At 34.5% G+C, this 12397-nt stretch carries 13 protein-coding genes; 6 read left to right on the forward strand and 7 right to left on the reverse strand.

All coding sequences use genetic code 11. The features are described from left to right. The first annotated feature begins 231 nt into the window (after positions 1-231). Complete coding sequence (locus tag CC92_RS0114155) at positions 232-906, forward strand: MBL fold metallo-hydrolase (protein WP_051650907.1); 675 nt, start codon at positions 232-234, stop codon at positions 904-906. Between the two features lie 93 nt (positions 907-999). Next, the gene (locus CC92_RS0114160; RefSeq protein WP_029504964.1) at positions 1000-1917 is read left to right on the forward strand and encodes an AraC family transcriptional regulator; all 918 of its coding nucleotides are present in this window, start codon (positions 1000-1002) and stop codon (positions 1915-1917) included. A 3-nt stretch (positions 1918-1920) separates the two neighbouring features. Here CC92_RS0114160 and CC92_RS0114165 read toward each other — a convergent pair whose 3' ends face one another. The 4 genes from CC92_RS0114165 to CC92_RS0114180 all read right to left on the reverse strand — a co-directional run bounded on the left by CC92_RS0114165 (position 1921) and on the right by CC92_RS0114180 (position 5699). Then, complete coding sequence (locus tag CC92_RS0114165; RefSeq protein ID WP_029504965.1) at positions 1921-2592, reverse strand: potassium channel family protein; 672 nt, start codon at positions 2590-2592, stop codon at positions 1921-1923. A 93-nt stretch (positions 2593-2685) separates the two neighbouring features. Further along, positions 2686-3978, reverse strand: coding sequence for a TrkH family potassium uptake protein (locus tag CC92_RS0114170; protein ID WP_029504966.1), 1293 nt, complete (start codon positions 3976-3978; stop codon positions 2686-2688). Positions 3979-4003: 25 nt separating this feature from the next. After that, complete coding sequence (locus CC92_RS0114175; RefSeq protein ID WP_029504967.1) at positions 4004-4627, reverse strand: DUF47 domain-containing protein; 624 nt, start codon at positions 4625-4627, stop codon at positions 4004-4006. A gap of 19 nt (positions 4628-4646) precedes the next feature. Continuing rightward, the gene (locus CC92_RS0114180; RefSeq protein WP_029504968.1) at positions 4647-5699 is read right to left on the reverse strand and encodes an inorganic phosphate transporter; all 1053 of its coding nucleotides are present in this window, start codon (positions 5697-5699) and stop codon (positions 4647-4649) included. 317 nt (positions 5700-6016) lie between these two features. Between CC92_RS0114180 and CC92_RS0114185 the strand changes: the two genes are divergently transcribed. The 4 genes from CC92_RS0114185 to CC92_RS0114200 all read left to right on the forward strand — a co-directional run bounded on the left by CC92_RS0114185 (position 6017) and on the right by CC92_RS0114200 (position 10006). Further along, positions 6017-7147, forward strand: a complete 1131-nt coding sequence (locus CC92_RS0114185; RefSeq protein WP_029504969.1) for a sodium ion-translocating decarboxylase subunit beta — start codon at positions 6017-6019, stop codon at positions 7145-7147. Positions 7148-7178: 31 nt separating this feature from the next. Continuing rightward, entirely contained in the window at positions 7179-7367 is a 189-nt protein-coding gene (locus CC92_RS0114190; protein ID WP_029504970.1) for a hypothetical protein, read from the forward strand. A 156-nt stretch (positions 7368-7523) separates the two neighbouring features. Then, positions 7524-8699, forward strand: a complete 1176-nt coding sequence (locus tag CC92_RS0114195; RefSeq protein ID WP_029502023.1) for an ISL3 family transposase — start codon at positions 7524-7526, stop codon at positions 8697-8699. Positions 8700-8830: 131 nt separating this feature from the next. Beyond that, positions 8831-10006 carry an ISL3 family transposase gene (locus tag CC92_RS0114200; protein WP_029502023.1) on the forward strand — a complete coding sequence of 392 codons (1176 nt, stop codon included), beginning with the start codon at positions 8831-8833 and terminating at the stop codon, positions 10004-10006. Positions 10007-10436: 430 nt separating this feature from the next. Here the strand turns inward: CC92_RS0114200 and CC92_RS0114205 are convergent, their stop codons facing one another. The 3 genes from CC92_RS0114205 to CC92_RS23240 all read right to left on the reverse strand — a co-directional run bounded on the left by CC92_RS0114205 (position 10437) and on the right by CC92_RS23240 (position 12254). Next, a complete protein-coding gene (locus tag CC92_RS0114205) occupies positions 10437-10823 on the reverse strand; it encodes a desulfoferrodoxin family protein (protein ID WP_029504971.1) in 387 nt (128 codons plus the stop codon). A 14-nt stretch (positions 10824-10837) separates the two neighbouring features. Further along, positions 10838-11878, reverse strand: coding sequence for a 2-hydroxyacid dehydrogenase (locus CC92_RS0114210; protein ID WP_029504972.1), 1041 nt, complete (start codon positions 11876-11878; stop codon positions 10838-10840). 244 nt (positions 11879-12122) lie between these two features. Then, a complete protein-coding gene (locus tag CC92_RS23240) occupies positions 12123-12254 on the reverse strand; it encodes a hypothetical protein (RefSeq protein ID WP_278245250.1) in 132 nt (43 codons plus the stop codon). Between the last annotated feature and the right edge of the window lie 143 nt (positions 12255-12397).

Here is a 12397-nt window from a genome sequence, read left to right on the forward strand (position 1 = left end):
ATTACCTCCTTCTCTCCATTAAGAAAAATCACTGATTCTCTTTAATGGTCACAAAAAAAGATTAAGTTATCTTTTTTAGTATCTAAAATTCGCTTCAAATTATACTAATAGAATGATATCTCTTTTCATTCACTTATTATAATGTGCATATAATCCAATTATTTGTGCATAAAATACATCGAAATATTTCCAATTTTTTATTACAATATTGATCATGGAGGAGAGAGAAAAATGAGGTTAAAAAAGATATTTGCATTATTATCAGTTTTAAGTACTGTAATGTTTTTAAGCAGCTGTAGTAAAGATGGTGCTACGTTAACACTAATAGGTCATGCAACTACAAAAATTGTTACAAAAGAAGGAATAGTCATCTACATAGATCCTTATTTTGATGGAGATTATAAAACACCAGCCGATATTGTTTTAGTTACTCATGCTCACGGTGACCATGACCGAGTAGATTTAATTAACAAAAAAGATACTACATTAGTTATTACTCAAAATGAAGCTCTAAAAAAAGAGGAATATCAAAAATTTGAAGAAAAAGGTGTTACAATTGAAGCAGTTCCTGCATACAATGATAACCATCGCATGGGTTGTGTAGGCTATCTTATATCCTTTGACGGAATAACAGTGTATCATGCAGGTGACACCTCAAAAATCGATTCTATGGGAAATTTAGCAGACAAAAACATTACATATGCTATGTATCCTATCGATGGACATTACAATATGGGTCCGGAAGAAGCAACGGAATGTGCTGGATTAGTGAAAGCAACCTACAATATTCCAATGCATACATCCTCTGACTTAGAAACTTTTAATGAAGAGAATGTAAAAGAATTTCATCCAGATGGAAAAACCGTTATCAAATACGGTGATACCATTGCATTAAAAACGCCATAATTTTCCTATTATATTGCCCCGAATGCCCTCTTATGTTAAAATATGCATAAGAGGGTATTCTCATAACACAATGAATATTATTGGAGGCAATGTATGGATTATTACACCAAATCAAAAAACCCATATTGGGAAAGAGACGTTTACTTAAAAGTGGATAAGCAGAACCGCATTACGGAGGATATAAAATCCTCTTCCTATTGTCGTTTCGTTTTGATTTTAAATGGCAAAGCAACTCTTCGCTATCATAATACTACCTTTGATTTAGAGTCTCCACTACTATTGTTACTATCAGAAAAAGATACCATTATTACACTATCAGAATCCAATATAGAATGCCTCACCTTATTCTTTCTACCAATAGCACTCAATGATTATCTAACTCAAACTCTTTTACAGGAACAAGAGCTGTTTGGAAAAATTCCACCTACCGTTTATCAAGATGCCATTCTTTTAGATTTTTTTTATGGAATATCAAAAGAGAAGACTTGGAGAATTCCAATACTACCTGGTTCAAAGCAAGTCATAGTTAATTTATGTTCTAAGATAAACAGAGAGCTAGAAGAACAAGATTCGGACTACTGGCCTTGTAGAAGCCGTTCTTATTTTATTGAGTTGTTATTCTTTTTAAACAGCTTAGAAACTAAGGGTTTTGAACACTCTGATTTAGTAAGAAAAGAAAAAGAAATATACTATGAAGTAGAGAAAATAATATGCTACCTAAAAGAAAATATAACAGAAAAAATATCGTTAGAACTATTATGTAAAAAATTTGGACGAAACAGAAATCAAATGAATCAAATATTTACATCAGTAACCGGACTAACTGCAATCTCCTATCTTAGTAAGTTACGAACTGAATTTTCTGAATACCTGCTAAAAAATACAGAACTACCAATCAACGAGATTGCAATCAGAAGTGGTTATACTGATTTGGGATATTTTTGTCGTTTATTTAAATCATTACATCAGATGACACCAATCCAATATCGGAAAAAAATGCATTATATGTAGCTTTTATTGTGCAATAAATGCCTCAAACCTAGCGATTTGATCCTTTCTTCCGATCACTACTAAGGCATCTTCTTCTTGTAAAATAGTCTCTGGCGATACCTCAATCGTAGTTACATTATTATGTTCTAATGCGATAATATTTATGCTGAAGTTTTTACGTATGTTGGTATCGGCGATTGTTTTGCCTTTTAGTTTACTGGTTACTTTTATCTCTGCTACTGTGATATCTCCATCTAGTTCGATGAAATCTAATGCCTTGGAATAAAGCAACCGATTCGCGAGCCGTATTGCCATATCTCTCTCTGGATAGATAACTTCAGCCCCTAACCTCTCAAGTACCTTACCTTGGTCCACACTGATTGCTTTAGCAATGACACGTGGAACACCCATGTTAATTACATGAAGTGTGGTTAATATACTGGTGTCAATTTTTTCACCAATACATACAATTACGGTAGCACAATTTTGAATTCCCGTCTCTTCCAGTACTTCAGATGTCAAGGTACCTGCAACAAAAGCTTCCTGTACGATACCACGAATCTGCTTAATAGTATCTTCATTATTGTCGATTACCATTACTTCTTTTCCTGCACTTGCTAAAGTCTCAGCCAAGGCATAGCCAAATCTACCTAACCCAATGATACCAAATTCAATTGGTGAACGATTACTTTTCATATTTCTCCCTGACAGCAGCCTGTCTGTCAAATCTGCCATTTTCATTTTCTTTATCCTTATCTTACTTACGATGTTATTGAATGGATAATAAAATTATCCTATAATAAAACTTTCTTCAGAATAACTTATACTTGGTTTTTCCTTATGTGACCAAAGCGTTGCTATTGTCATCGGTCCAAGTCTTCCGATAAACATAGTTATTATTATAATAACTTTTGATAAATCTTTCAGATCTGGTGTAATTCCCGTTGACAATCCTACGGTACCAAATGCACTCGTTACTTCGAATAAGTTTTGTATAAAACTAAAATTGGGTTCAATTACACTTATTAGCAAGGTGTTAAAACATACAACACCAATTGCAAGTAAGAATAGTCCGAAAGATTTTGCAATCACATCGCTAGGAACCCTACGTTTAAATGCTGTACAATGTTTATTTTTTGCTGTACTAAGCAAACTTTTAACTATTGTAAAAAAGGTTGTTGTCTTAATACCACCACCAGTCGAACCAGGGGAAGCACCAATAAACATAAGAATTATTAAGATAAACAAACCTGCATTTTTAAAATTACCAACATTAAATGTGCTAAATCCTGCAGTTCTAGCTGAAGTACTCATAAAAAATGCACCAAGCCAAGTAATATCTTCAGTCAGATATAATAATATGGTACCTGCTGTTAATAAAATACCTGTCATAAGAAGAACTACTTTAGAATGCAAACTTAATTTTCGAATCGAGCGTTTTTCTACAAGCTCTTTAGTAACAATAAAACCAATACCACCAAAAATAATAAGACCTGCAGTTGTTAATGTTAGTAATACGTTATCACTATAGTTTAAGAGATTTTGAAAGTTTCCTAAAACATCAAATCCTGCATTATTAAAACTAGCAACCGAGTGGAACAAACTAATTCCAAACGCACGTAATGGTGGATAATCTTTCACAAAAACGATAAAACTTAATATCGTTCCCACCACCTCAAAACATAAAGTAGTAAATAATACTGCTTTCACTAGTTGCATAATTCCCTTAAGAGAATTTAAATTCATTGATTCTCTCATGAGTACTCTTCCCTTAATACCAACCTTCTTACCTGCAAATAATAAGATAGCAACACCTACACTTGTAACCCCTAATCCTCCAATCTGAATTAGGAGACCTACTACGGTACAACCAAATGTATTAAACGTATCTGCCGTATCTATAGCGATTAATCCAGTCACACAAACCGCGCTTGTTGAAGTAAATAAAGCATCAATAAACCTAACATCTACTCCATCTTTTGCAGAAATCGGTAGCCACAAAAGAATTGCCCCAATCAAAATCACACTTGCAAACCCCAAGGATATTAGTCTTCCAGGGCTTACCCTTTTTAACAGTTTCATTTTCTACCTCATAAAGTAAAATTAATTATGAATTTTTTAATACTATACTTTCAATGTCATCTGCAACGTCTTCACAGGCATCGCAGCAAGTCTCGAAACGATCTAAAATACGTGTCCAAGAAAACAGCTCAATTGGGTCTTTGCAATTCATATGCAGATCTCTTACAAGTTTTGCATATAATGCATCTCCCTCTTCCTCAAGGCGATTTAGTTCTATAATTGCATCCTGAAGTTTAGTAGATTTCTTAAAGTTTTGGAATTGAACTAAAGTAGCACTTGTAGTTTCACAACATCTTCTAACTAAAGAAGCGAATGGTAAAATTTCTGGTATAATATGTTTTATATTATAAATATGCAACTTTATTAAAACATCCTCAACCGCATCGGTAACATTATCTATCTTTTGAGATAAACTTACAATATCCTCGCGTTCAATTGGTGGTAAGAAATCTTTTAAAAGATATTTGGTCATACCATGCTTCTGCAAATCAGCTGCATGCTCAATTTCATGCATTTCTTTTACTCTTAAATCTAGATCTACATTTTCAAAATTTCCCAAAGTCTCATATAGTAATTCCGCTGCCTTTGAACAATAAGAGGCATGATCGATAAATCCTTCAAAATAGTTGTATCTTTTACTGTTAGCCATGTAATCTCTCCTTTTGTTATTAGAAAATTTTCATAAAAAGATGTGCCATTAGGAACCCTACCAAACCACAGCCTGGAAAAGTTAGTACCCAAGCCATTACCATTTCCTTTACAACTCCCCAGTTAACGGCAGACATACGTTTGGACGCTCCAACACCCATAATTGCAGTTGTTTTCGTATGAGTTGTACTAACAGGGATTCCTGCGACAGACGAAACTAATAAGCATAATGCAGCTGCAACATCCGCTGCAAACCCTTGATATTTTTCAAGTTTCACCATTCCCATACCAACTGTCTTTATAATACGATATCCACCAATTGAGGTTCCAAGCGCCATAACGAAGGAACATAATACCATTAACCAAATAGGAATTGCAAAAGAAGTCACATCAGATTGTCCATTTGCTAAGAACATTCCAAGCATAAAGACACCCATGAATTTTTGGCCATCTTGAGCACCGTGCATAAAAGCCATTGCTGCTCCGCCTAAAATCTGCCCCTTTTTAAATACCTCATCTGCCTTTCTACGATCTGCTCTTCTACAGAGAAGTTCAATTGTTTTTGTTGTTAAATAACCAAGGCTTAATCCCATAACAGTTGATATCACAAGTCCATAAAGAACTTTTATCCACTCATTACCATTGATACCGCCAAAGCCACCTTGTAAAGCTATCGCTGCTCCAGAGATTCCTGCAATTAACGCATGACTCTCACTCGTTGGTATACCGAAGTACGATGCTGCTGATGCCCAGATCACTATAGCAAACAATGCTGCACAAAGTGCAATTAATGCATCCCCTGAGTTTCCTCTGAAATCTACCATGTTATATATAGTTTCAGCAACAGCTTTATTCACCATAGTCATTACAAACACACCCAAAAAGTTAAACACTGCTGCCATTATAATCGCTTTTTTTGGTGAAAGCGATCTTGTTGATACACAGGTAGCTATTGCATTCGGTGCATCAGTCCAACCATTAACTAATACCACTCCTAATGTTAATACTACAGTGATAAGTAGCGCTGGATTACTCGTAATCTGTTCCAAAAATTCAGATAACGAAACGGTCATGTACTTTTCCCCCTTTGTTTAATTTCAAACACATATTACCATTCGTACAACAGAACAACAATACAATAAGACGTTTTTTAACACATTCTTTACAACATCTTTTCATATTCATTATTCTATTTCTCTTTCTTTTTCTATTTCTATATCTCTTTCTTTTTCTATTTCTATATCTCTTTCTATTTCTTCTTTCTTAACATTATCTTAGCAGATTTTTCTTGATTCTCTGTCCTATGAACTATATAATTAAAGTGTTGTAAAGAATCGCCGAACATTTAGCGTTTCTACGACACAAAAATAAGGAGAAAGTGGAGGATGTTATGGACTTTTTACTATCCGGAATAACCGCCATTACTGGGGAACAAGCTGTGATGTATCTCATTGGTGGTATTCTAATCTATCTAGCAATTTGCAAAAACTATGAACCAGCACTCTTATTACCGATGGGATTTGGCGCAATCCTAGTAAATCTCCCATTATCCGGTGTTCTCAACCAAACCTATGAAGGTATTGGGAACGTAAACGGTATTATTGAATGGTTGTTTCACGTAGGCATTGAGGCCTCCGAAGTACTTCCAATTTTACTTTTTATCGGTATTGGAGCAATGATTGATTTTGGCCCTCTATTATCGAATCCAAAAATGTTTCTTTTTGGTGGTGCCGCACAGTTTGGTATCTTCTTAACGATGACATTAGCTGCGATTCTCGGATTCGATCTAAATGACGCTGCATCTATTGGTATCATTGGAGCAGCCGATGGTCCTACTTCAATTTTAGTTTCTCAGGTTTTAAAATCTAGGTACATAGGAGCCATAGCCGTAGCCGCCTATTCCTACATGGCTTTAGTTCCAATTGTTCAACCAATCGCTATAAAGTTAGTTACAACGAAGAAGGAACGTATGATTCGTATGCCTTACAATCCTGCTTCTATTTCAAAACGCGCTCGAATTCTATTTCCTATTATCGTTACTGTGATAGCAGGTTTAGTTGCTCCAATGTCAGTTTCTCTCGTAGGTTTCTTAATGTTCGGTAATCTGTTAAGAGAATGCGGAGTGTTAAACACATTATCTGATACTGCCCAGAACGTTCTTGCGAACTTAATTACTTTATTGCTTGGTATTACAATTTCATTTAGTATGAGAGCAGAAGAATTCGTAACTATTAATACTGCCTTAATCATGGGACTTGGTTTGTTTGCTTTCGTATTTGACACGATTGGTGGTGTATTATTTGCGAAATTCCTTAACCTATTCTTAAAGAATAAGATAAATCCAATGGTCGGTGGTGCTGGAATCTCAGCCTTCCCTATGTCTGCACGTGTTATCCAAAAGATGGGAATCAAAGAAGATCCATCCAATCACTTGTTAATGCATGCAGTTGGAGCAAATGTTGCAGGTCAGATTGGCTCCGTTCTTGCTGGTGGTATTATCTTAAACCTTCTGTTACATTAAAGAATTAAGGTATTTCGAAAGGAGTATGTACATGAATTTAGAAAATGTGTTTACAACCTTGGATTTCATGTGGAAAGGTATGTTTAGTATATTAATTGTTATGCTAATTATCGCTGGTATCGTTCTTATTCTTCAGAGAATACCAGATAAAAAAGAAGATAGCTTGCGTTTGACTCAAAAAATAAGTAATTTTTTTAAAAGGAAGTTTCTAAAAAAATAAATATTGCTATCAATACAATAACTTAAATTTAAAGGCTCTATAATAAATGTTGGGGTATGTGAATAAATTAATTCACTACTCCAACATTTTATTTTATAATAATAAAAAAGCCTCCCAGTGCCAGTCTACCAAAACAATCACCAGGAGGTTGCAATAATGCATAATTATTGTATCAATAAATTACTAGATTTAAAAGAGGTAAAAATAAAAAATATCATTCATGCGGATTCTTTTGTAAAAATATTTATTGAAACTAAGGCAAAAACTCACACTTGCCCTTCCTGTGGTGCTAAGACAAATAAGGTTCATGATTACAGGCAACAGACTATTAGGGATCTACCATTTCAGATGAAGGACTGCTATCTAATACTTAGAAAAAGACGTTATCGCTGTGCATGTGGTAAAAGATTCAGTGAAAAATACGATTTTTTAGCACATTACCAACAACGTACTACTCGACTTACTAAATACATCGTAAATGAACTTAGACAAAGCGTGACTTTAAAAACCGTAGCCCGTCGAGCGAATGTCTCAGCTACAACTGTGGCGCGAATTCTTGATACTATTCATTATACTTGTCCTTCTTTAAAAGAAGCCATTTCAATTGATGAATTTAAGGGGAATGCTGAAACTGGAAAATATCAATGTATTCTAGTAAATCCAAAGCAACGTTCTATAATGGATATCCTCCCAAATCGTTCACAAGCGCATTTAGCCTCTTATTTTAAAGAAATAAACCGAAGTGAGCGGTACCGCGTAAAGTATTTTGTATGTGATATGTGGCAACCTTATGTTGATTTGGCTCATAGCTTTTTCCCTAACGCTCAAGTCATAATCGATAAATATCACTTTGTTCGTCAAGTTACATGGGCCATCGAAAATGTACGTAAAAGACTACAAAAAAGCATGACTGCAACGATGAGAAAATACTATAAACGCAGTCATAAACTAATTTTAGCAAGGTATAAACAACTAGAAAATAGGGATAAAAAAGCATGTGACATTATGTTACTTTATAATGATGATTTAAGAAAAGCACATATGCTAAAAGAATGGTTTTATGATATTTGTCAGAATACAAAGTACTCAATCCAAAGAACAGAGTTCTATGAATGGATCCGCAATGCTGAAAGTTCAGGTATTAAAGAGTTTGAAAAGTGCGCTGCAACATATCGGTATTGGTCAAATGAAATATTAAATGCTTTTAAGTACGGAATTACAAACGGTTCCACAGAGGGCTTTAATAACAAGATTAAGGTTCTTAAACGTACCTCATATGGTATCCATAACTTTGAACGTTTTCGTACCCGTATTTTACACTCTTGTAACTAAATAAAAACGGCTCTATAATAAATGTTGGGGTATGTGAATAAATTAATTCACTACTCCAACATTTTATTTTATAATAATAAAAAAGCCTCCCAGTGCCAGTCTACCAAAACAATCACCAGGAGGTTGCAATAATGCATAATTATTGTATCAATAAATTACTAGATTTAAAAGAGGTAAAAATAAAAAATATCATTCATGCGGATTCTTTTGTAAAAATATTTATTGAAACTAAGGCAAAAACTCACACTTGCCCTTCCTGTGGTGCTAAGACAAATAAGGTTCATGATTACAGGCAACAGACTATTAGGGATCTACCATTTCAGATGAAGGACTGCTATCTAATACTTAGAAAAAGACGTTATCGCTGTGCATGTGGTAAAAGATTCAGTGAAAAATACGATTTTTTAGCACATTACCAACAACGTACTACTCGACTTACTAAATACATCGTAAATGAACTTAGACAAAGCGTGACTTTAAAAACCGTAGCCCGTCGAGCGAATGTCTCAGCTACAACTGTGGCGCGAATTCTTGATACTATTCATTATACTTGTCCTTCTTTAAAAGAAGCCATTTCAATTGATGAATTTAAGGGGAATGCTGAAACTGGAAAATATCAATGTATTCTAGTAAATCCAAAGCAACGTTCTATAATGGATATCCTCCCAAATCGTTCACAAGCGCATTTAGCCTCTTATTTTAAAGAAATAAACCGAAGTGAGCGGTACCGCGTAAAGTATTTTGTATGTGATATGTGGCAACCTTATGTTGATTTGGCTCATAGCTTTTTCCCTAACGCTCAAGTCATAATCGATAAATATCACTTTGTTCGTCAAGTTACATGGGCCATCGAAAATGTACGTAAAAGACTACAAAAAAGCATGACTGCAACGATGAGAAAATACTATAAACGCAGTCATAAACTAATTTTAGCAAGGTATAAACAACTAGAAAATAGGGATAAAAAAGCATGTGACATTATGTTACTTTATAATGATGATTTAAGAAAAGCACATATGCTAAAAGAATGGTTTTATGATATTTGTCAGAATACAAAGTACTCAATCCAAAGAACAGAGTTCTATGAATGGATCCGCAATGCTGAAAGTTCAGGTATTAAAGAGTTTGAAAAGTGCGCTGCAACATATCGGTATTGGTCAAATGAAATATTAAATGCTTTTAAGTACGGAATTACAAACGGTTCCACAGAGGGCTTTAATAACAAGATTAAGGTTCTTAAACGTACCTCATATGGTATCCATAACTTTGAACGTTTTCGTACCCGTATTTTACACTCTTGTAACTAAATAAAAACAGACTGGCACGAAGGTTTATTTGTCATGCCCAAAAATAGAATTTCTAGAACCTCTACATAAAAACAGCTCTAAATCCAGTAATGGGGCATGATTGAGTCCAATCATACCCCAACACTTGACAAAGAGCCATAAAAACAGACTGGCACGAAGGTTTATTTGTCATGCCCAAAAATAGAATTTCTAGAACCTCTACATAAAAACAGCTCTAAATCCAGTAATGGGGCATGATTGAGTCCAATCATACCCCAACACTTGACAAAGAGCCAATTTAAAGACCATTGATTCTTGTATGCTTTTTCTTACAAAACAGGGGATACCTCTTAGTGACAATGCTAATTGGTATCCCCGTCTTATATTTAAATTTCTTCGTTTACTCTTCTACTTAGCATAGCTAATATATTCTCTTACTCTTATTATAAAATTATAGAACGGTTTTCCATAAGCCATGTAAGTTACAGTATTCAAATACTTCGATTGCTTCTTCGCCTTCTGTTAATGCAAAGACAACCTTAGGTTCACTACCTGGTGTTAAGCTCTTTCTCTGTCCACCTTGGTTAGTTCTTAAATAAACCCACATTATGTAATGTTCCTCAACCATAGGATGAGCTACACTACCAACACTTACATAAACTAAATTATCCTTCACTTCTACAACTGGTACGTGCTTTTCATGGGCACCATCGGATGTGTTGGCAACTAACTCTGTCATCTCTGAACCACAACATACTACGGGAACTCCAGATTCCTCAATCATTCCAATAATGTTTCCACAATGTTCACACTTAAAAAATTTCTGCTCTTTACTCATACGTATTCTCCTCTCTAAAAACATCGTCCTTCTTTTTGCCTTCTGCAGTTTGGATTAGCTCCACCTGGTAGGCAAAAGTAACATATTTCATTTATCAAAGGCTCATTATGAAAATAAGCGCTAAGATTCTCAATTGTAGTCTCAGCAATATTGCTTAACGCCTCATTGGTTAAGAAACCTTGATGAGAAGTTATGATAACATTTGGCAGACCAACCAATAATGATAATACATCATCCTTTGGTATGGAATTAGAATTATCTTCAAAGAATATATCGGATTCTTCTTCATAAACATCAAGACCAGCACCACCAACTCTCTCTTCCTTCAGAGCAGTTAATAATGCTTCACTATCTATCAATGCTCCTCTTGATGTATTTATAATGATAGCTCCATGCTTCATTAATTTCAAGCTATCTGCATTGATCATATGTTTTGTTTCTTCCGTCAATGGACAATGTAAAGATATTATATCACTTTCACTTAAAAGTGTCTCTAGACTAACATACTCTATTTCTTTGCTATAATCCGGGTACAAGTCATAAGCCAATACTCGCATACCAAAACCTTTGCAAATATCTATAAATACTTGTCCTATCTTCCCTGTACCTATAACTCCTATCGTTTTTTTATAAAGATCAAATCCAATTAGCCCTTTTAAACTAAAGTTATAATCTCTTGTTCTAATATAGGCGCGATGGATTTTTCGATTTAAACATAATAATAATGCCACAGCATGCTCAGCAACAGCATGTGGCGAATATCCTGGTACACGCACTACTGCTACCTTATTATAAGCTTCTTTAAAGTCAATATTGTTATATCCTGCACAACGCATTGCAATTACTTTAACACCAAGTTGATATAAATCCTCAATCGTTTCTTTGTCAATCGAATCATTAACAAAAGCGATTACTGCTTGACAACCATGAGCTAGCTTTGCAGTATCTGCGTTTAATTTATTTTCATAATATTTAATTTGAAACTCACCGTTATTTTTAAGATCAAACCATTCCTTATCATAGGATTTGGTGTCAAAACATGCTACCTTTATCAAATTGTTTCTCCTTTATTCTTGACAGATAAAAACACGTAAAGCATACTTTTTTATTCATGAGAAAGAAAAGTTCGTAAAACTTGCTTTTTCTTATCATGACAAGGAAAAGTTTGCGAAGCGTGCTTTTTCTTGTATATATAGTAACAGTTAGCTACCAACCCTTAGCTTTCTCTCTATGTTGAAGCTCAATCTATGACAGATGAGAAACCCCATCCGTCATAGATTAGAGGTGCTTATCTCATTCTTAGCGCTTTCCTGACTTGTTTGTAGCCTTAGTAGCTGTTTTGCTGGTGCTTGCACCTGCCTTATTCTTATCGTTCTTTCCTGCAATTGCTTTTCCTACAGGTCCTGTTGCTTTACCACTATCCTTACCCATAACTTCACCTCCAGATACATATTGGCATAACTTCTATCATTCCTAATTCTGATTGGAATTTCCTATGTAATCAACCATTATTTGTTATCTAAAGTATTTATAATTGTTATATTATAAATACCATATTTTGTCAACGCAAATCT

Source organism: Lachnoclostridium phytofermentans, assembly GCF_000733755.1.
GTDB classification, from domain to species: Bacteria; Bacillota; Clostridia; order Lachnospirales; family Lachnospiraceae; genus Lachnoclostridium; species Lachnoclostridium phytofermentans_A.